A 20,867-nucleotide genomic window follows, 5' to 3' on the forward strand; every position below is an offset into this window, starting at 1 on the left:
GACTCAAACGGAATAAACGGAATAAAAGATGAGTAACAAAAAACAAGTCGCCGTCAGCTTTCTCGGTACGGTATTGGACAGCGGTTTCGGTCAAGGGCGTTGGCAGAAGTGGCGGCCGAATGTCGCCATGAATCAGCGTCAGGATTTTCATCTTGACCGTATAGAGCTGTTTTATTCGGAGAAATACCGCGATCTGGCGGATCATGTAAAAGCCGATATTCAGCAGGTGTCGCCGCACACCGCCGTCAATCTCGTGCCTATGGAGCTGGAAAACCCGTGGGATTTTTCTGAGGTTTACACCAAACTGCACCATTGGGCGGCGGGCTATACATTTGATACTGAAGAAGAAACTTATCTCACCCACATCACCACGGGTACGCACGTCGCGCAAATCTGCCTGTTTTTATTGGTGGAATCGCGCCAAATCCCCGGCGTGCTGTTGCAGACTGCGCCGCCGAAAAACCAAAGGCGCAGCATGGGGAAAGGCGATATCGGCGGTTATGAAATCATCGATTTGGATTTGGCGCGTTACGATGTGCTTGCCGAACGCCTTGCCGCTGTGCGCGATGATGCGGTGCGCTACCTGAAAAGCGGCATCTCCACCCAAAACGCCGCCTTCAACCGCATGATTGCGGAAATCGAACAAGTCGCTCTCCATTCCCCGTCACCGATTCTGCTCTCCGGCCCTACCGGCGCGGGCAAATCGATGCTGGCGCGCAGGATTTTCGAATTGAAAAAAGCGCGTCACCTGATTAAAGGTGAGTTTGTCGATGTGAACTGCGCCACCTTGCGCGGCGACGGTGCGGCTTCCGCCCTGTTCGGACACAAAAAAGGCGCGTTCACCGGCGCGGCGGAAAAGCGCGAAGGCTACTTGAAAACTGCCGACGGCGGCGTGCTGTTTTTGGACGAGATCGGCGAATTGGGCTTGGACGAACAGGCCATGTTGCTTAAAGCCATTGAAGAAAAACATTTTTATCCCGTCGGCAGCGACAAGGAAGTGCAAAGCAGCTTCCAGCTTATCGCCGGTACCAACCGCGACCTGCGGCGGGAAATCCGCGCCGGACGCTTCCGCGAAGACCTGTTTGCCCGCATCAATATCTGGAACTACCCGCTGCCCGCGCTCGCCGACCGCCGCGAAGACATCGAGCCGAACATCGAACACCAGCTCGCGCTCGCCTCGCAGGAACTCGGCCGCGCCACCCGTTTCAATAAAGAAGCCCTGTCTGCCTACCTTGCCTTCGCCCATTCAAACGAAGCCCGATGGCGCGGCAATTTCCGCGACCTTGCCGCCAGCATCATGCGTCTTGCCACACTTGCCCCGCAGGGCAGGATACAGACGGAACAAGTAGCGGCAGAAATTGAGCGGCTCAAATGGTTGTGGGCTGAGGAGGCGGATTCAGACGACCTTTTACACAAGGGGTCGTCTGAAAAGGCGGATAACTACCCCGACAAAATCGATTGGGAAAATTTGGATTTGTTTGACCGCTTGCAATTGCAGAACGTGATTGACGAATGCCGCAAACACCAAAACATGGCGCAGGCGGGAAGGGCATTGTTTCATGTTTCCCGAAACAGCCGTGCCAAAACCAATGACAGCGACAGGCTGCGCAAATATTTGCAGAAATTTGGTTTGGAGTGGGGCGATATCGGGCAGTAGATGGGGATTGGTTCTAGCGGGTTGGAGCGGGAGAGGTTTCTATTTCGATTGGCTGGTATGGTCAAACGAGGGAAAGGTCGTCTGAAAACCTGTTCTCAAGATTCACTGAGTTCGTTTTAGCTCTGAAGAAACTGACTGCGCCCGTTTTCAGACGACCTTTTGCTTTGTGGCGGGGATGGACTTATGGTTTGGTCAGATAAGGATATAGATCCATACGTGCGTCTTGGCGTACGGCTAAATAGTCCGGTGCATAAAACCTCATCCCAGTGCCGTGATAAAGGCATTTTTGTCGAGGATCAGGATACAGTCCGCCACCTAAATAGCCGATTTCTAGCGGGTGCTGATTGGCAGCATACTGTTTCAACACTGCGGCAGCAGCTTGTGTTTGTTCGGCGGTGGGATGGTCGCCAGCTTGTCTCAGACCAAGCAGATCCCAAAAGGTTTTTCTAGGAGGAGTAATACGGATATTGTATGTCGTACATCCATCGTCATAAATTAGGTGTTCTATTTGGCGGACGGAAATTTGATAGTAACCGTGGCTGCCTACAATACTGAGGACTTGGGCTTTTGAAGAATCACCGCCGGCATAGGTTGCTAACGGAAATGATAGGAAGAAGAGGGGGATAAGGTAGCGCATAAGGTTTAGGTCGTCTGAAAGAGTGTTGGGTGTTACTGCAAGTTTAACATGGCAGGTATTACGGAAAGTAGGAAGGTAAGGTCAGGTATGGCATTTTTCTTTTTACTGGAAGGGTCGTCTGAAATTTTTCAGACGACCCTTTTATCTTTGCTTTGAAAGGTAAGGCTCTAAAACGATTACGGATTTTCGCCATACGGGGAAATTTTCGTCACGCGCCGACGTTTTTGGTGCAGGGGGCGGGTTTGTTCCGTTTGGAAAACGTAATCGAAGGGGCGAAGTTGCAGCGTCTGCCACAGGCGGTCCAGGTTGCGTGTGGCGGCAGCGCGGGTTTGCTCTGTGTCGGGCGTGAGGAAAATGTGCAGGGCTTTGCCGTGTTGCTCGACGCGGTATTCTTGGATGAGGTCGTCTGAAATCATGGCGCGGCGGATGAAGTCGGCGTAGAGGGCGTAAGGTTCGCCGTTTGCTGTGCGTGCGTCGAGGATGTCGTCGCAGCGTCCTTCGATGGCGCTGATGCGGGCGAATGCGCTGCCGCAGGGGCAGGGGGTGTCGTTGGCAATCAAAACGTCGTCGAGGCGGTAGCGGATGACGGGTTGGCTTTTGCGGTTGAAGTCGGTGATGATGGGGGCGAAGCGGCCGCTTTCGCGGTCTATCCAGTCTTTTTCGATATAGACCATGTCTTCGTTCAGATGCAGGTTGCCGTGGGCGCAGGTGTGGGCGAGGAAGCCTTCGGTGCATTGGTAGATTTGGTGAACCGGCGTGCCGAAGCGTTGTTCGATGCGGGTTTTGACTTGCGGCTCTAAAACTTCGGCAACGGAGATGATTTTTTTGGGGTGTATGGCGAGGTCGGGGTGTCGGGCAAGCTGCTGCAATACTTGGGCGGGGGCGATGAGGATGGTGGGCTTTTGCGCGTTGAGCCTTGGGATGTGCGCGTCCAAGGCTTCGAGCAGGTCGTAAAACTCGAAGCGTATCAGCGGGCTTTTAACGGCGGTGTAGAGATTGCTGTTGGCGCGCAGGAAGAAGGCGATGCTGTGGCGGGCGAGGTAGGGGCGGGGCAGCATGCGTTTGAGCATATAGCCTGCCCACAGGGCGGACTCTTCGGGGGAAACGAGGAAAATGCCCCTGTTGCCGCTGGTGCCGGAGGAAAGCCCGACGGTGATTTCTTTGCCCGAGGTCGTCTGAAAAACGGGGCTGAAGTCGCGGCTTTCTTCGGCTTTGAGTGCGACGGAGAGGGCGTCTTTTTCGCTGATGCCGTAGGCGTTGATGTCGGCAAAATGCTGCATGAAGATGCGTTTGTTGATAACGGGGTAGTCTTGCAGCTTGGCGCTGTGGGGGTAGAAGCGGCTGTTGTGGTTTGTCAAAAGGCGGTCGAGCTGTTTTTGCTGGTGTGCTTCAAGGGCGGCGCGTTCCGTGTAGTTTCGTGTGTGGAAAAAGGATTTGAGGATTTGCCATTTTGAAGGTTTCATGGTGTGTTCTTTTGTGCAGTTGAGGGGCTTTGCTCGTCGGGTTTTCAGACGACCTGCTTTAATCCAAACCTTCCATGCCCAATCGCCGCAAGGTGGGTTCGCAATGGCTGGGAACGAGGATGATTTCGCGGTTGCGGCGGTGGAGGTGTTGCAGGCGGTCTATGGTGGCTTGGACGGCGGTGCGGTTTTGTGCGATAAGGCCGGTAAGGGGGTTGGGGCGGCGGTTGTGGCTGATGGTTGCGAACCGCCAAACGGCGTCGGCAATCAGGAAAAATTCTCCGGCTATCAGCCCGTATTGTCCGGCGGCATGGCCGGGCAGGGCGACGGCAATCAAATCGGCACTGATGCGGTAGCCTTGTTCAAACGGGTAAAACGCTTCGTCAAGGCGGACTTCGGGCATATCTTCGATAAAGCGGGCGCGCTGCGGCAGGTCTTGGGGCAACAGCTCGCGCAGGAAGCCTTGTTTGACTTCGATGATGCGGTTGGTCAGGCTTTCGGGTTTGTCGGTACGGTAAACAAAATCGTAGGCGGCGCGGGAAAGGATGATTTCTGCGTCGGGGAAGTCTTTGAGGCCGGCAATATGGTCGGCGTGCAGGTGGGACAGGAAGATTTGGTTGATGTCGTGTGCGGCATCGCCCAAACGCTCGCATATGGTCGGTTGGCTGAGGGTGACGGGCGTGGTCAGCGCGTAAAATTTCTCGGGAAATCGGCGGCAGGCTTGGAAAAAGCGGGGCGCGTAGCCGGTATCGAACAGCAGGTTGCCGCCTTGGTGGGTGATGTGGGCGGTCATGGCGGGAAAGGCGGCTTTACGCAGGCTGCCGCCCCGTTCGACCATACATTCGGGATGGGTGCAGTAGCCGGTGTGGTAGAAACGGATATCCATAGCTTCAGCCTTTCAGGGAGCGGGCGTATTGCCGCAGTCCGTCGGCAATGCTGATTTGGGGTTCGTAGCCGAGCAGCGAACGGGCGCGGCTGATGTCTAGGGTTTGGTCGAAGGAAATCGTGCCTATGCTGTAACGGGTGACGAGGGGTTCGCGAAAGGAACGGGTCAGCCGTGCCTGCGTTTCCAGTAGGCGGGCAACGCTGTCAATCAGGCGGTAGGAGACAGGTTTCAGACGACATCCGAGATGCAGGGTATCGATGATTTGCCGGTAGAGTGCGGCGATGGTCTGCGGCTCGCCGTTGGTGATGTTGAACGGCATGGCGCGGGGCACATCGGCTTCAGCTGCCAACAGAAGGGCATGGACGACATTGCCGACGTAGGTCACGTCCACTAATGCGCCGCCTGCTTCGCGGCTGCTGCGCCGAATCAGCGGCAGAAAGCCTTTTTCGGAGATTTTGAGCAGGCGCGGCAGGACGGCGGTGTCGTATTCACCGAAAATGCCGCGAGGGCGGATGATGACGCTGGAAATGTCGGTGACGGCGATGACTTCTTGTTCGGCAAGGAATTTGGTGTAGGCGTAGTCGTTGACGAAGTGGCGGCTGACGAAGGTTTCGGGGACTTTATGCTGGTCGAGGTAATCGAAATAGATGCTGGGCGTGGAAACGTGTATCAGCTTGCCGATATGGTGGTGCCGCATCGCCGCTAAGACGTTTTGCGTGGCGGTCACGTTGGCGCGGTAAAAATCTTCGTAACGCCCCCACGGCGAAGACAGGGCGGCGCAATGGAACACGATATCGGCTTCGGAAAACGCCTTTAGAGTCTGATTGCGGTCGGACAAATCGAAGGCGTGAAATTCCGTCCCCAGCATTTTGCCGATTTCGGCATTGCGCCCACAGGCGGCTACTTGCCAACCTTGGGCAAGCAGCGTCTGCACAAGGTTGCGCCCCAGTCCGCCGGTAGCGCCGGTGACTATGGCTTTTTTCATGGTTTTTCCCAAACCAGTGCGCCTAAGCCTACACCTGCGGATGTGCCGAACAGCAAAACTTTATCGCCCGAGCGGACGGGGAAGTCGGTCAGCAGGTGGTGCAGCGCGGAGGGGATGGAAGCGGAGATTTGGTTGCCGTGGGTGTTGAAAATATCGACGATTTTGGCAGGGTCGAGTTTCAGACGACTGATGATGTGTTGCAAAGCGCCGCGGCTTGCCTGATGCGGAACGATCCAGTCTATGTCTGCCAACGTCAAATCTGCCTGCGCCAAAGTTCCATCCAAAAAGCCGGGTATGGCTTCGGCGGCAAGTTTGTAGAGCTTTTTGCCGTTCATGTGGAAATAGGCTTGGGAGACATAGCTTTCGGGATGTTTGGATGGATGGTTTTCATAGCCGCCCGCGGGGATGGTGCAGAATTCGTAGCCTTCGGGATGTACCTCGAATTTGCTTGCCAACACGCCGCCGTTTTCAGACGACCTGATGACTGCCGCCGCCGCGCCGTCGCCGAAAATGGTCGAACTGTGAAAATCGTTCCAGTCCAAGCCGACAGAGGCGACATCGCAGCTGATCAATAAAATGGTGGGATATTTGTGTAGCAGCGAATCCGCCAAATCCAAGCTGCGTAAGAACGACAAACAGGTCATATTGACGTCGAATGCGGCAATCGGTCGCGCGGGCTTCAGCAGACGCAAGGTATGCGCGGCGTTGAAGGGAATGCATTGACGGTCGATACCCGAAGCGTTGATGACGCAATCCACATCGTCAATTGTGATGCCTGCCGCCGCCAACGCACTTTGCGCAGCTTGAAGCTGCATCGCATCGGCAGATTCGCCTTCTGCCAGAAAGTAGCGTTGCGCCAAGCCGCTGAGTTTTTCGGTGCGGCCTTCTTTGATACCGAGCAGGGCGTCGATTTCGGTGGAAGGAACCAGCCGCGAAGGCAGTCCTTTGCCTGTGCCGATGATGTTGAGACGGAGGGATGGGTTCGGATGAGTCGTTTGCATAATATATCCGCTAGTGAGTAATACTTCAGCATAGTATTAATATTTTGTCATTGTCAACGTTTATATCCGCGGAGAAATCAAAAAAAGGTCGTCTGAAAACCTGTAAACGGCTTTTCAGACGACGGCGGATTCGCATTTGAAGTGCAACTTTCCATAACAGGAAAGGCCAGTATGCGGTAGCATACGGCCTTTCCTGCAAGAAAGATTGCCATGAGCTACATACAACTGACCCAAGACGAACGATACCATATCCAATACCTGTCCCGCCACTGCACCGTCGCCGAAATCGCCAAACAGCTCAACCGCCACAAAAGCACCATCAACCGCGAAATCAGACGGCACCGCACCCAAGGGCAGCAATACAGCGCCGAAAAAGCCCAGCGGCAAAGCCGGCTGACCAAACAGCGCAAACGAAAACCCTATAAGCTCGATTCGCAGCTGATTCAACACATCGACACCCTTATCCGCCGCAAACTCAGTCCCGAACAGGTATGCGCCTACCTGCGCAAACACCACGGGATCACACTCCATCACAGCACCGTTTACTGCCACCTCCGCCAAGACAAAAGCAACGGCGGCACTTTATGGCAACACCTCAGAATATGCAGCAAACCCTACCGCAAACGCTACGGCAGCACATGGACCAGAGGCAAAGTGCCCAACCGTGTCGGCATAGAAAACCGACCCGCCATCGTCGACCAAAAAGCCCGCATCGGCGATTGGGAAGCCGACACCATCATCGGCAAAGATCAGAAAAGCGCATTACTGACCTTGGTCGAACGCGTTACCCGCTACACCATCATCTGCAAATTGGACAGCCTCAAAGCCGAAGACACTGCCCAGGCAGCCATTAGGGTATTAAGGGCACATAAAGCCAGAGTGCACACCATCACCATGGACAACGGTAAAGAATTTTACCAATACACCAAAATAGCCAAAGCATTGAAGGCGGAAACCTATTTTTGCCGCCCTTACCATTCGTGGGAGAAAGGTCTGAATGAAAACACCAACGGACTCATCCGGCAATACTTCCCCAAACAAACCGATTTCCGAAACATCAGTAATCGGGAGATACGCAGGGTTCAAGATGAGTTGAACCACCGGCCAAGAAAAACACTTGGCTACGAAACGCCAAGTGTTTTATTCTTGAATCTGTTCAAACCACTGATACACTAGTGTTGCACTTGAAATCCGAATCCAAGGTCGTCTGAAATCACCTGCCAACCCTAACCCTGTCAGCGGCAACCGCCTCAAAGAATACAACGGCATCGAATACACCTACGACGCATTGGACAACCTGATCTACCGCCAGCTGCCCGACGGCGAAAACCAATATTACCAATACGATTTAGAAAACCAACTCGTCCGAGTCGAGATCAAAAAAGTCGCCGGTAATACCGAGATCTGGACATACGCCTACGACCCGTTTGGCAGAAGGCTTTCCAAAGAACGCCAAGACAAACTCGCCTGGACGAGCACCGACCCAAAACGCACCCACTTCGCCTGGGACGGAACGCGATTACTTCAGGAGTACACCTACAAAGGCAGCTACACCTATATCTACACCGACCAAGACAGCTACGAACCTTTGGCCCAAGTCTTCCACAACAACCAAGACGAAGCGCAATACCTCGCCTATTTCCACAACGACCAAGTCGGCATTCCGAAAGAGATGACCGACATCCACGGCAATCTCTTATGGTACGGTGAATACACCGCCTGGGGTCGTCTGAAAAAAGATGAGCGGGTTTACAAGAACGCGCACCAGCCGTTCAGATTGCAAAACCAGTATTATGATGAAGAGACCGGACTGCATTATAACCTGATGCGGTATTACGAGCCTGAGGTCGGTCGGTTTGTGAATCAGGATCCGATTGGGTTGTTGGGTGGGGATAATTTTTACCAATTTGGGCCAAATATTACAGTATGGATTGATCCACTTGGTCTTGAAAAATGCGAGAGTTATTGCGATAAATTGCTTAAAAAATTTAATGTGATATTTGGAAAACATAAGGAAATGGCTAATATTGCTAGTGGTACAAGAAAGGATTCACATCATATTTATCAAGATTCTGCTATGAAAGGTTTAGCTGGTTATGATAGGGGTGATGCAATTGCTGTTGTCATGAGAGCAAGAAATACTGACAGAACAACTAGGGGACCCCCGCACTATAAGACTCAGCAGGTGCAACGAACATATCCTTCGGGAGGGAGGTTAAAAAATGAAACAATGGTTGCTTATCGTGCTCTTCGGGCCGTTGGTTACGCTCCACATGTTGCAGGATGTTTGGTCCTTAAAGCAAAAGAATATCTACTTGGAATAGGTGCTAACGATAATTCGAGAACATCTATACCCAGAAGTAGGGTAAAACACATTAGAAAATAGAAAGGAAATATCATGTTTGATATAAAAAACGAAATATACAAAGAAGCTACTGAATTTCTAAATTATTTTAAAGAAGACAATTTGAATATTTTAAATGATAAATATGATATATCTATTGAAGTTTTTAATGAAATGAATGAAATCATACTTGAAGATTTTACATCAAATAAAACTGAATTGAATTTACCTCCGCTATCGGATATTAAGGATCCCGATAAAGATTTGTGCTTTATCCAACTCGTTGATGAGAAAAAATTATATATTGTCGAATTTGATATTTTTCTTAAAGATGAGCCTTCCGATCTAAATTTAATTGCTGAATATCATATTGATGATTATTTTCCTAAGTTTGAATTTAGATATTTTCGAGTATGAATCAGAAAGTGATTAGGAAACTTTAGTGCAAAAAGTTAACATTGTTTATAATTTTGCATTTTCTAATACAGGCCACATTAGTAAGTGTAACAATCAGCAAGCCGCAGCCCGCATCAAACCGTAGGTAAAATGTAAAGGAATAAGGAAAAGCACTATATGATTTTTGAAAAAATTGACACTCTAGTGGACTCGTTTCTTGCAGGAGGCTCCAGTGTGCAAGAAATTCAATATACTATTGATCAATATGTTCACGATAAAGATATTGATATTCCAAAATTTTTTCGTAATTATATAAATGATGGTATCGAGCATAAGAATGGAGATAGAGTTGAATTCTCTCTAATTATTTCGGATATATTCAAGCAAGATAAGATTTTATTGGATATATATGAAAAATTATTATTTGAAACTTGGCATGATAGACATGAAGATATTGTTGATGTTATTAGCCAACATGGGAATGCTTCATCAATACCAAGTTTAATAAAATGTCTTGATATGAATTTGGATTGTATGAAATATAATAATTCGTATTCTTTTCATAAAAAAATTATACATGCAATACAAAATTTAGATGGTAAAAACTATAAAAATTACTTGAAATTAATCTTTCAAAAGTTATCTCCCAAGCTTAGAGCAGAACTTAAGAAGTAAGTAAATCGCAGCATCCATGAAATCATCTAATGTCGATGAAGGATACGTTTGTAACGAAAGCACGCGGTTTCTGTTTTTCAGACGGCCTCACTATTTTCTTTGAGGTCGTCTGAAACATTTGCTCTTTAACAATCTCATTACTGGCAATACCGAGATCTGGACATACGCCTACGACCCGTTCGGGCGAAGACTGAGTAAGGAAAGAAAAGACAAACTCGCCTGGACAAGTACCGAACCGAAACGCACCCATTTCGTCTGGGACGGCAGCCGCTTATTGCAGGAGTACACCTACAAAGGCAGCTACACCTATATCTACACCGACCAAGACAGCTACGAACCGCTGGCGCAAGTCTTTGACAACGCCAAAGACGGCAAACAATACCTCGCCTATTTCCATAACGACCAAGTCGGCATACCGCGCGAGATGACTGACATCTACGGCAATCTCTTATGGTACGGCGAATACACCGCCTGGAGTCATCTGAAAAAGGACGAATGCGTCTATCGGAACGCGCACCAGCCGTTCAGACTGCAAAACCAGTATTATGATGAAGAGACAGGGCTGCATTATAACTTGTTGCGTTATTACGAGCCTGAGGTCGGGCGGTTTGTGAATCAGGACCCGATTGGGTTGCTGGGTGGGGCGAATTCTTATACTTTTAGTAATAATGCTTTAGTCTGGATTGATCCATTAGGACTTGCAGGGGAAGCAGTATTAAGTCCTCCTAAAAATGTAACTTTATCAACTTCTAAAGTTAAACCAATTGGTAGAGCGGGGCTTCTTGATGTTGTTTTATCACTATCAGGAGATACTCCTAATAAAGAACCGTTTTATTATGCTACTTACACTAGAACACATCCTGTTACAGGACAAGTTTATTGCGGAAGAACTCATGGTATAGGAGATTCTAATTATTTAGTACACAGAAGAGGGTTACAACAAAAACATTTAAATGCGGAAGGGTTCTCACCGCCCGTGTTGGATAAATATTCCACTAGTCCACAAGCTATTCGTGGCAGGGAGCAACAGTTGATTGATTTTCATGGAGGTGCGCAAAGTGTTGGAGGTACTGCTAGAAATAAAATTAATGGGGTTTCTGCTTGGAACCCGAATGGACCATATTATAACTGGGCTTCTACAGCAGAATTCGGAGCCTTGCCTGATAATTCCCCTGCGAGAATGAGACTATGGTAGTAAAGATTACTAAACAAAGCATCTATAATCTAATTAAAACTTACAGCTTTATAATCAATAGATTGTATAATATTTATCCTGTTGAACTTAAACCATTAAAATATAGCTTCGACTTTAGCGTTTCTAAATATGAACAAATTATTGAAGATGGAAATACTCCATTGTATAAGTTACAAAATGGATTACTGCAAGGGCTGTGTGAAATACCATTGATACTTAAGAACTTATTGACGAAAAAGGAATTTGAGGTGGCTTTGGCTATATATAATGAAGAAATAAGTAATAATGAAACAAAAGAAATAGTTGAAAATTTTTTTTATAGAAATTTTTTACGTATCATCAAGAAAAACAGAATTAGAAATGAAGAAGATTTTTGGATAGCACAGTTAATGCTTGACTTATCATCTAAGAATTCTAATTTTTTGAATAAATCTGATATACAAAAATTGATATATTTAATAGATGACTTCAGTAGCAAACTGTAGCCTGTATGAGACTTCAAATTCTTACGCAGCGAGTGTTAGCAAGCCGTATCCCGCATGAAGCCTCTAATCTCAACGTAATGTGTGTGCGGTACACACGCACACAGTTCCTGTTTTTCAGACGACCTCACAATCTTCTTTGAGGTCGTCTGAACCATTTGTTCTTTAACAATCTCGTTTCCGAAGACGAACGTTTCTACGTCAACCGCCTCACCTCCGTCATCTTCAACGGCAAAGAACTGGTGCGCTACGACTACAACGGCTACGGCGATTTGACCGCCGTTTACGGACGTGACGGCAAAAAACTGCGCGGTTTCGCCTACCGCAACCACATCATGGTCGAACACAGCCAGCCCGACGGACTGGTGTCCCGCTACGAATACGACCGTTACGACACCGACGGCAAAGTGCTTAAAAGCAGCAACAACCTCGGCGAAGAATGGACGTTCGACTACCGCAAAGACCATCCCGCCGTTACTGACGCATTGGGACAGAAGTGTACGGTTTTGACGAAAACCGGGAACTTAGATGATGTAAATATAGCTCGCGTATCTTGTAATTTAAGTGCTGGTAGCAGTGGATATGTTAAAGAACGTCCCGCACATAACGGTGAAACGATGAAAACGCCCAATCGCGAACATTGCCGCACAATCCATGTTTGACGGGATTGAAATGAATGTAGTCCGCGCAACGCTGCAAATCCGTTTCGTCGCGCACGGTGTGTTCGTAAAAACGCCGTTGCCAAATACCTCGTTCGTGCCGCCGCTGTTTGCTGGCAGACAGATTTTCGGCACGAGGGAAATGTGCGGAGAATTTGGTTTTAATCAGCCGCCAGCGCAGGGAATAATCCGCATCGTCGGGCGGCAGCGTCCAAATGGCATGGATATGGTTCGGCAGTATGCATACGGCGACGGTTTCAAAGGGATATTGTTTTTGCACATCCATATAAGCCGCACGCAATAAGTCGATATGTTCGACAAGCAGGCGCGATTTTGGATCGGCGAGTTTGACGGTGAAAAAGAATGTGCCGCCGGCAATGAAGTTTCTGCGATAACGCGCCATAGGATTTTTGTTTGTGGTTTGGGTGTTGGAGAAGGAGAATAATCTGTTGTTTAAGGTTTTGGCTTTGTTGAAGCTGACGCTTTCAGACGACATTGGAGGCCGTCTGAAATGTTGAAACAACAAAACCGTCAATCAAGCAACCGCGTGCGTGCGTACCGCACACACCCTACACGTTGGTTTTGAAGTTCCGCGTAATTCACAGGTAGGGTGTGTGGCGTAGCCACGCACGCGGTCGGTTGAGTATACACGGCTTACTAATCAAATTTCCCCTTATTTTCTTCAATAATTTTCTCTAAATATTTTGCAATCGAGCGAAACAAATTAAAATCTTCATCTGAAACCTTTGCATTATGTGCATCTGCTCTTCCAATATTAATCCGATTGATTAAATTCATTTTAGATGCGAATTCAGTTTTGTTGCTAAAAATAGTTTTAAAACAATCATCCCAAAGGTCATTATCTATAATTATATTCAGTAAACTTAAAAAATATAGCTTATTATTTTTATTTGAATCAAATAAATCATTATAATCTTTTATAGATGTTTTGAGAATAGCATTCACTTTTTCAAGTGCCTGCGTTCTGCCATATCTATCACGGATACATTTTCTAATAAGCTCTTTCAGATTCTCTTCAATCTTATTTCTTCTATAAGATATTTCTAATCTTTTCTCATCTTGTGATAGATTCATAGATTGATATTTATTTTTCTTAATTAAAAATTGTTTAATTACATCAATATTAAAGTGGTAATTCCCGTCATTTGACTTTCTAATAACCCTATATCCTAAAAGGTGCCTTACATAACTCTCATCATCATTAGCTAACTCATTGAAATTATTAATATCGCCTTGTGCAAGATATTCTAACATGGTATATTCATCTTTGTAAAAATCATGTAAAACGTTAATAACCATTTGACAATAACTGTGAGAATCAAATTCACTATAATATTTATGATAAAAATCTTTATCAATATGTTGAATATCTAATTTTCTTGCCTTCTTTAATAGAAAAGAACAGATTTTACGGATAAGAAATGGATGGCCGCCAAAGTTATCCGTTAAATATGTAAATATTTCATCATCGAATTTGACTCCCATATATCTTGACAAAGTGGAAATCATTTGTTTAGTTTGTTCAACATTAAATCCACTTAGATAGATAGGTTTAAACTGTTCAAATAACGGATTATCTGAATTTTCTATTTTAGATAATTCAATACTATTTGCATTAGTCCCTGCTAATAAAAAGGTAAATTTTCCACCACTGGTTTGAAATGATGCTCTAACAGCATGCCAAAAATATAAGTAGTCATGTCCATTTTTCCAATATTCATTAGCTGATAGTTTATAAGATAGATGCTCTATTTCGTCAAAAATCAGTAATATACTTTTACTCTTTAACTTATTGCATATTCTTTTAATATCATTATCAAAACATTTAGCAGCTAAGGACTCATTTTCATATTCTTCTCTGTCAAATTTCATTTTCAGTGCTAACTTAGCATTGATATTATCAATAACATCATATAATGCGTAGTTCCACCTACCTTGGTATAAGTTCTGACAGTCAATAACAACAGAACATCCACCCTTCTGACTCAGTATCCTATTTACAGCATATAAAATCGATGTTTTACCGATTTTCCTTAGCCCGAATATTCCGGCATTCTCTCCTTGTTCATGCTTATCAATTAGAGAAATAACAACCTCATCCCTACCGAAAAAGTATAAATCCTTTGTCAATGGAGCTTGAACATCAAATAAATCTCTCTCAAAAAAATATTTTCTAATTCTTTCATCAAAAAAATTAGTTTTATATTCATTATTCAATAGTTCATTATAAGTAAATGGAATTACAATCCTACTTTCCTGTCCTTTTTTTATGACTTTACTTAATTCATGCTCAAATGAGTTGCACTTACTAATTATGATGGTACATATTTTATCTAATCTAAATGAACTATTTATATAGTCTTTTTCTATTTTTTCAATAATATCTAATGTTCTCGGTTCAAATTTCTCATAGGGGCTGAACACTAATAAAATTTCAAAATCAATACCAAATAGATTCTTCTTGTCAGAAGGAAGTTTTACCAAACAATATCTATAATTAGCATTATAGTGCTGTACATCTCTTCCCCCGTTGGTTACATAAAAATATCCTGATAATCTATCAATGATATTTTTTTCTTCATTATCAAAATGACTTGTAACTAAATTAGGATTCCTGCCTGGCTTAACTTCATTTTTAATTGTCTTCATAAATTTTCCTTGATTTATTAAATAAACTTATGGTTGTTATTTCAAAACCAACTTCAAATACTTCCCAGTATAACTCCCCTTAACCTTCGCCACTTCCTCAGGGCTACCTGAAGCAATAATCCTTCCCCCACCATCGCCCCCTTCCGGTCCTAAATCCACAATATAATCAGCCGTTTTTATAACGTCAAGATTATGCTCGATAATCACAATCGAGTTGCCTTTGCCTTTCAGACGACCTATGACTTCCAGCAGCAGGGCGATGTCGGCGAAGTGCAGGCCGGTGGTGGGTTCGTCGAGAATGTAGAGCGTTCTGCCAGTGTCGCGTTTAGAGAGTTCCAAAGCGAGTTTGACGCGTTGGGCTTCGCCGCCGGAAAGGGTAGTGGCGGATTGGCCGAGGCGGATGTAGCCTAGGCCTACGTCCATGAGGGTTTGCAGTTTGCGCGATACGGTGGGGACGGCGTCGAAAAATTCGCGGGCTTCTTCGACGGTCATGTCGAGGACTTGGCTGATGTTTTTGCCTTTGTATTGGATTTCGAGGGTTTCGCGGTTGTAGCGTTTGCCGTGGCAGACTTCGCAGGGGACGTACACGTCGGGCAGGAAGTGCATTTCGACTTTAATCACGCCGTCGCCTTGGCAGGCTTCGCAGCGGCCGCCTTTGACGTTGAAGGAGAATCGACCGACGTTGTAGCCGCGTTCGCGCGAGAGGGGTACGCCGGCGAAGAGTTCGCGGATGGGGGTGAACAGGCCGGTGTAGGTGGCGGGGTTGGAGCGCGGGGTGCGGCCGATGGGGGATTGGTCGACGTTGATGACTTTGTCGAGGTGTTCGAGGCCGCGGATGTCGTCGTATGGGGCGGGTTCTTCTTGGGCGCGGTTGAGTTCGCGGGCGGTGATTTTGGCGAGGGTGTCGTTAATCAGGGTGGATTTTCCGCTGCCGGATACGCCGGTGATGCAGGTAATCAGACCGAGCGGCAATTCGAGGGTAACGTTTTTGAGGTTGTTGCCGCGCGCGCCTTTGAGGACGAGCATCCGCTCGGGATTGACGGGCGTGCGTTCAGACGGTACGGCAATGGATTTTTTGCCGCTGAGGTATTGTCCGGTAACGGATTTTTCGCATTTGGCGACGTTTTCGGGCGTGTCGGCAATCAGTACATTGCCGCCGTGTTCGCCTGCGCCGGGGCCCATATCGACGACAAAATCGGCTTCGCGGATGGCGTCTTCGTCGTGTTCGACCACAATCACGCTGTTGCCCAAATCGCGCAGGCGTTTGAGGGTGGCGAGCAGGCGGTCGTTGTCGCGCTGGTGCAGTCCGATGGAAGGTTCGTCCAACACATACATCACGCCGGTCAGGCCGCTGCCGATTTGGCTGGCGAGGCGGATGCGCTGGGCTTCGCCGCCGGAGAGGGTTTCGGCGGAGCGGGAGAGATTCAGGTAATCCAGCCCGACGTTAATCAAAAAGCCGAGCCGTTCGGTAATTTCTTTGAGGATTTTTTCGGCGATTTGTTTTTTGTTGCCGTCCAAATCCAGCGTTTCAAAGAATTGGTGGGTTTTGGTCAGCGGCCAGGCGGAGACTTCGTGTAAAGGTTCGCCACTGACGTAAACGTAGCGCGCTTCTTTGCGCAAACGTGCACCGCCGCAGCTTGGGCAGGCGCGGTGGTTTTGGTATTCGCGCAGTTTTTCGCGCACGGTTTCGCTGTCGGTTTCGCGGTAGCGGCGTTCGAGATTGGGGATGATGCCTTCGAAGGCGTGGCTGCGGTTGAAGGTGGTGCCGCGTTCGGATAGGTAGGTGAAATCAATGACTTCTTTGCCCGAACCGTGCAACACGACTTTTTTGACTTTTTCAGGCAGCGTTTCCCAAGCAGCCTGCACATCGAAACCGTAATGCCGCGCCAATGATTGAATCATTTGGAAATAGAACTGGTTGCGCTTGTCCCAGCCGTCAATCGCGCCCGTTGCCAGCGACAATTCGGGATGGGCGACCACTTTTTCGGGGTCGAAGAAATTGGTGTTGCCCAAGCCGTCGCAAGTCGGGCAGGAACCCATCGGGTTGTTGAACGAAAAGAGGCGCGGCTCCAATTCGGGCAGGCTGTACGAACACACGGGGCAGGCGAAACGCGCGGAAAACCAATGTTCTTCGCCGCTGTCCATCTCCATCGCCAACGCGCGTTCGTTGCCGTGGCGCAGGGCGGTTTCAAAGCTTTCCGCCAGCCGCTGCTTGATGTCCGCCTTCACTTTCACGCGGTCGATGACCACGTCGATATTGTGCTTGATATTTTTTTCCAGCTTCGGCACTTCGTCCAACTGATAGACCTCGCCGTCCACGCGCACGCGCGCAAAACCCTGCGCCTGCAAGTCGGCAAAGAAATCGACAAACTCGCCCTTACGCTCTCGCACCGCCGGCGCCAAAATCATCACGCGCGTGTCTTCCGGCAGTTTTAAGACGGCATCGACCATCTGCGACACGGTCTGGCTCGACAAAGGCAGATTGTGTTCGGGGCAATACGGCGTGCCGACGCGGGCGTACAAAAGGCGTAGGTAATCATGGATTTCCGTAACCGTGCCGACGGTGGAACGCGGGTTGTGGCTGGTGGATTTTTGCTCGATGGAAATCGCGGGCGACAGGCCTTCAATCAAATCAACATCGGGCTTGTCCATCATCTGCAAAAACTGCCGCGCATAGGCGGACAGGCTCTCGACATAACGCCGCTGCCCTTCGGCATACAGCGTGTCAAACGCCAGCGACGACTTGCCGCTGCCCGACAGCCCTGTGACCACCACCAGCTTGTGGCGCGGAATGTCCAAATCGACGTTTTTCAAATTATGCGTGCGCGCGCCGCGGATGCGGATGGTGTCGTTGTCGCGGGCTTCTGAACGGGGAGTTTTGCTGTCGTTTTGATGATGGTGGTTGCACATGGTCGGACTGTCTTAAGCGGCTAAAATGAAACGGCTATTGTAACACTTTTCGCTTCGGTTTCAGATTGCGGGAGGTCGTCTGAAAAGCTTGGGAGCGGATTTTCAGACGACCTTTGGTCATTGGGAGGGAATGGATTGTTAATGGCTTTTGTTATTACGGAGTTTGCTTATCGTTTTGGGTTTTCGCTATCCGGGCAAGGCTGTACTGTAAGAAAAGGAGGTAAATTTTAATAAAAGCGTGATGGCGTAACAGCCGTATTGGGAAATGTGAAGCGTGTTTCCCGAGTACGGCTTTTTTATATTTAAACTGCTTTGTGATTTGAATTTTTAATATAGTGAATTATCAAAAACTATCGTATCGGTTTGTTGCATTGTTAAATAAAAATACCATATCTTGTGTTCTTATGATTTAATTTGCACCATATATTGTATTTATGAGTAGTAAGTCATGACAGCGTTGAAATTCACAGTCGAGCAAATTGTATGGCAGGAAGTGCCGGGCGAAGTGTCGCTGGCGTTTCTGTTTTCAGGCTGCCCGCTGCGCTGCAAGGGCTGCCACAGTGCCGATGCGTGGAAAGAAGGTATCGGCACGGAATTGACTGAGGATTATTTGAGAGGTCGTCTGAAACGCTATCGCGGGCTGATTAGCTGCGTGTTATTTATGGGCGGGGAATGGCAGCCGGAAGCCTTGCAGAAAATGTTGGGCATCGTGACGCAGGCGGGTTTGCAAGCCTGTTTGTACACCGGTCTGGAGCGTGAGGAGCTGGAAGCGGTTTCAGACGGCATCCTGCCTTATCTGACGTATCTGAAAACCGGCCGCTGGCAGATGGAGCTGGGCGGCTTGGACAGCCCGACAACCAATCAGAAATTTATCGATTTGCGCACGGGCGAGGTATTGAACCGCTTGTTTATCAAAGACAAACCCGCGCCCAAAATTATCCCGATTACAACTCAGCCGCAGGCAGCGGCTTTTCAGACGGCCTGAGGCTTTTTATCCAACCCACACAGGAGGACTTAACATGATTCGGCTGCATCCCGAACAGTTAAACGGCAAACTGCAATTCATGCACGACTACATCAGTGCGCAAAACGCGGCGGACGGTTCGAAAATGGACGCCAACGCCAACGTTACCCAGAAAAACATCGCCACGATGGAAGCGGAAATCATGAAAGACTTTTTCGTGCAGATTAACCGCGCCCAAGTGTCGCGCAAAATCGCCGAAATTTTCGACCAATCCGTTGCCGACGAATACATCCGCCAGATTGAGGCGCATGAGATTTATGTGCACGACGAAACCAGCCTCAAGCCTTATTGTGTGTCGGTTACGCTGTATCCCTTCCTGCTCGACGGCTTAAGCAAACTCGGCGGCGAATCCAAGGCGCCGCAGCATCTGGCATCGTTTTGCGGTTCGTTTATCAACCTGGTGTTTGCCATCAGTGCGCAGTTTGCCGGCGCGGTGGCGACGGTGGAATTTCTGACTTATTTCGACTACTTCGCCCGCAAAGACTACGGTGACGATTATTTGGAAACCCACGGCAAAGAAATTGCCAACCATATGCAGCAGGTGGTGTACAGCATCAACCAGCCCGCTGCCGCGCGCGGCTATCAGAGCGTATTTTGGAATATTTCCGTTTACGATCAATATTATTTCGATGCGATGTTCGGCGATTTCGTCTTCCCCGATTTCAGCAAACCGGTGTGGGCGAGAGTGGCGAAGCTGCAAAACTTCTTCCTCAAATGGTTCAATCAGGAACGCACCAAAGCCGTTTTGACTTTCCCCGTCGTGACCGCCGCGATGCTGACCGACGGCGGCAAATGCAAAGACACCGTGTTTGCCGACGAAATGGCGAAAGAGTTGGCGGAAGGCAATTCCTTCTTCGTTTATCTTTCCGATAATCCCGACTCGTTGGCTTCCTGCTGCCGTCTGCGTAACGCCATCGAAGACCGCACTTTTAGCTATACCCTCGGCGCGGGCGGCGTGGCGACCGGTTCCATCAACGTCATCACCATCAACATGAACCGGCTGGAACAAGACGGGCGCGACCTTGCCGCCGAAGTCGCCAAAATCCACAAATACCAATACGCCTACCGCAAACTGATGGAAGAATACCAAGCCGCCGGAATGCTGCCCGTTTATGATGCAGGCTTCATCACGCTGGACAAACAATTCCTCACCATCGGTATCAACGGTATGGCGGAAGCCGCCGAATCGCAAGGCATCAAAGTCGGCTACAACGACGATTACATCAACTTTGTCCAAGGTCGTCTGAAAACCATATTCGAAGCCAACCAAGCCGCCAGCAAACACTACGGCGTGAAGTTCAACACCGAGTTTGTTCCCGCCGAAAACCTCGGCGTGAAAAACGCCAAATGGGACAAAGCCGACGGCTACAAAGTCAGTCGCGAATGCTACAACTCCTATTTCTACGTCGTCGAAGACGAAGAAATCAACGCGCTCGACAAATTCCTGCTGCACGGCAAAGAACTGGTGGACTGGCTCGACGGCGGCTCTGCGCTGCACCTGAACCTTGACGAAGCCCTGCCCGAAACCGGCTACCGCTCGCTGTTGGACATCGCCGCACAAACCGGCTGCAACTACTTCTGCGTGAACGTGCGCATCACCATCTGCAACGAATGCGGTCATATCGACAAACGCACCCTGCATGCCTGCTCCGCCTGTGGCAGCCACGACATCGACTACGGCACCCGCGTTATTGGTTATCTGAAACGCGTATCCGCCTTCAGTAGCGGTCGTCGCAAAGAACATGCGCTGCGGCACTACCACCGTAAAGCGGCTTGATGGTATTCAATAGATAAAGGTCGTCTGAAACTTGGGTTTCAAGTTTCAGACGACCTTTTGGGTTTTGTCTATGACTTTATTCGGGATGAACGAGTTTGAAGCAGAGAAT

17 protein-coding genes and 1 pseudogene are annotated in these 20,867 nt (G+C 48.4%); 10 read left to right on the plus strand and 8 right to left on the minus strand.

Annotated elements, in window-relative coordinates; translation table 11 throughout:
- The first annotated feature begins 28 nt into the window (after positions 1 to 28).
- Positions 29 to 1,657 (plus strand): RNA repair transcriptional activator RtcR, encoded by a 1,629-nt coding sequence (gene rtcR / locus ACMYUL_RS12375; protein ID WP_415770873.1) that lies wholly within the window; start codon positions 29 to 31, stop codon positions 1,655 to 1,657.
- A gap of 181 nt (positions 1,658 to 1,838) precedes the next feature.
- Here the strand turns inward: rtcR and ACMYUL_RS12380 are convergent, their stop codons facing one another.
- The 5 genes from ACMYUL_RS12380 to ACMYUL_RS12400 all read right to left on the minus strand — a co-directional run bounded on the left by ACMYUL_RS12380 (position 1,839) and on the right by ACMYUL_RS12400 (position 6,626).
- Positions 1,839 to 2,294: a hypothetical protein gene (locus ACMYUL_RS12380; RefSeq protein WP_415770875.1), complete on the minus strand. Its 456-nt coding sequence runs from the start codon at positions 2,292 to 2,294 to the stop codon at positions 1,839 to 1,841.
- A gap of 176 nt (positions 2,295 to 2,470) precedes the next feature.
- Positions 2,471 to 3,757, minus strand: coding sequence for a F390 synthetase-related protein (locus ACMYUL_RS12385; protein WP_415770877.1), 1,287 nt, complete (start codon positions 3,755 to 3,757; stop codon positions 2,471 to 2,473).
- Positions 3,758 to 3,815: 58 nt separating this feature from the next.
- Positions 3,816 to 4,640 (minus strand): MBL fold metallo-hydrolase, encoded by an 825-nt coding sequence (locus ACMYUL_RS12390; protein ID WP_415770879.1) that lies wholly within the window; start codon positions 4,638 to 4,640, stop codon positions 3,816 to 3,818.
- A 4-nt stretch (positions 4,641 to 4,644) separates the two neighbouring features.
- Entirely contained in the window at positions 4,645 to 5,625 is a 981-nt protein-coding gene (locus ACMYUL_RS12395; RefSeq protein WP_415770881.1) for an NAD-dependent epimerase/dehydratase family protein, read from the minus strand.
- Complete coding sequence (locus tag ACMYUL_RS12400; RefSeq protein ID WP_415770883.1) at positions 5,622 to 6,626, minus strand: 3-oxoacyl-[acyl-carrier-protein] synthase III C-terminal domain-containing protein; 1,005 nt, start codon at positions 6,624 to 6,626, stop codon at positions 5,622 to 5,624. Before ACMYUL_RS12400 ends, ACMYUL_RS12395 begins: the two co-directional genes overlap by 4 nt.
- A 210-nt stretch (positions 6,627 to 6,836) precedes the next feature.
- Here ACMYUL_RS12400 and ACMYUL_RS12405 point away from each other — a divergent pair, with 210 nt between their 5' ends.
- From ACMYUL_RS12405 to ACMYUL_RS12435, 7 genes and pseudogenes are all read left to right on the plus strand, one after another.
- Positions 6,837 to 7,802: an IS30 family transposase gene (locus tag ACMYUL_RS12405; protein ID WP_415770885.1), complete on the plus strand. Its 966-nt coding sequence runs from the start codon at positions 6,837 to 6,839 to the stop codon at positions 7,800 to 7,802.
- 13 nt (positions 7,803 to 7,815) lie between these two features.
- Positions 7,816 to 8,574 (plus strand): annotated as a pseudogene (locus ACMYUL_RS12410) (RHS repeat domain-containing protein); the annotation flags it as partial.
- Positions 8,575 to 9,024: 450 nt separating this feature from the next.
- Positions 9,025 to 9,387: a hypothetical protein gene (locus ACMYUL_RS12415; protein ID WP_415770887.1), complete on the plus strand. Its 363-nt coding sequence runs from the start codon at positions 9,025 to 9,027 to the stop codon at positions 9,385 to 9,387.
- 156 nt (positions 9,388 to 9,543) lie between these two features.
- Positions 9,544 to 10,041, plus strand: coding sequence for a hypothetical protein (locus tag ACMYUL_RS12420; RefSeq protein ID WP_415770889.1), 498 nt, complete (start codon positions 9,544 to 9,546; stop codon positions 10,039 to 10,041).
- A gap of 118 nt (positions 10,042 to 10,159) precedes the next feature.
- Positions 10,160 to 11,236, plus strand: coding sequence for an RHS repeat-associated core domain-containing protein (locus tag ACMYUL_RS12425; RefSeq protein WP_415770891.1), 1,077 nt, complete (start codon positions 10,160 to 10,162; stop codon positions 11,234 to 11,236).
- The gene (locus ACMYUL_RS12430; protein ID WP_415770893.1) at positions 11,230 to 11,721 is read left to right on the plus strand and encodes a hypothetical protein; all 492 of its coding nucleotides are present in this window, start codon (positions 11,230 to 11,232) and stop codon (positions 11,719 to 11,721) included. Before ACMYUL_RS12425 ends, ACMYUL_RS12430 begins: the two co-directional genes overlap by 7 nt.
- Before the next feature lie 155 nt (positions 11,722 to 11,876).
- Positions 11,877 to 12,380, plus strand: a complete 504-nt coding sequence (locus tag ACMYUL_RS12435; RefSeq protein ID WP_415770895.1) for a hypothetical protein — start codon at positions 11,877 to 11,879, stop codon at positions 12,378 to 12,380.
- Here ACMYUL_RS12435 and ACMYUL_RS12440 read toward each other — a convergent pair.
- The 3 genes from ACMYUL_RS12440 to uvrA form a co-directional block, all read right to left on the minus strand.
- Positions 12,304 to 12,780: an REP-associated tyrosine transposase gene (locus tag ACMYUL_RS12440; protein WP_415772966.1), complete on the minus strand. Its 477-nt coding sequence runs from the start codon at positions 12,778 to 12,780 to the stop codon at positions 12,304 to 12,306. The genes ACMYUL_RS12435 and ACMYUL_RS12440 overlap by 77 nt on opposite strands.
- Before the next feature lie 254 nt (positions 12,781 to 13,034).
- Complete coding sequence (locus ACMYUL_RS12445; protein ID WP_415770897.1) at positions 13,035 to 15,047, minus strand: AAA-like domain-containing protein; 2,013 nt, start codon at positions 15,045 to 15,047, stop codon at positions 13,035 to 13,037.
- 36 nt (positions 15,048 to 15,083) lie between these two features.
- A complete protein-coding gene (gene uvrA / locus ACMYUL_RS12450) occupies positions 15,084 to 17,957 on the minus strand; it encodes an excinuclease ABC subunit UvrA (RefSeq protein WP_415770899.1) in 2,874 nt (957 codons plus the stop codon).
- Positions 17,958 to 18,405: 448 nt separating this feature from the next.
- On the opposite strand from uvrA, the gene nrdG reads away from it, so the two are divergent.
- Together nrdG and nrdD are read left to right on the plus strand one after the other, a co-directional pair.
- Positions 18,406 to 18,942: an anaerobic ribonucleoside-triphosphate reductase activating protein gene (gene nrdG, locus ACMYUL_RS12455; RefSeq protein ID WP_415770901.1), complete on the plus strand. Its 537-nt coding sequence runs from the start codon at positions 18,406 to 18,408 to the stop codon at positions 18,940 to 18,942.
- Positions 18,943 to 18,976: 34 nt separating this feature from the next.
- On the plus strand, positions 18,977 to 20,758 hold the full coding sequence (gene nrdD / locus ACMYUL_RS12460) for an anaerobic ribonucleoside-triphosphate reductase (RefSeq protein ID WP_342031198.1): 1,782 nt from the start codon (positions 18,977 to 18,979) through the stop codon (positions 20,756 to 20,758).
- The last annotated feature ends 109 nt before the right edge of the window (positions 20,759 to 20,867 follow it).

Origin of the sequence: Neisseria sp. CP9 (genome assembly GCF_047758525.1) — a bacterium.
Taxonomy (GTDB): domain Bacteria; phylum Pseudomonadota; class Gammaproteobacteria; order Burkholderiales; family Neisseriaceae; genus Neisseria.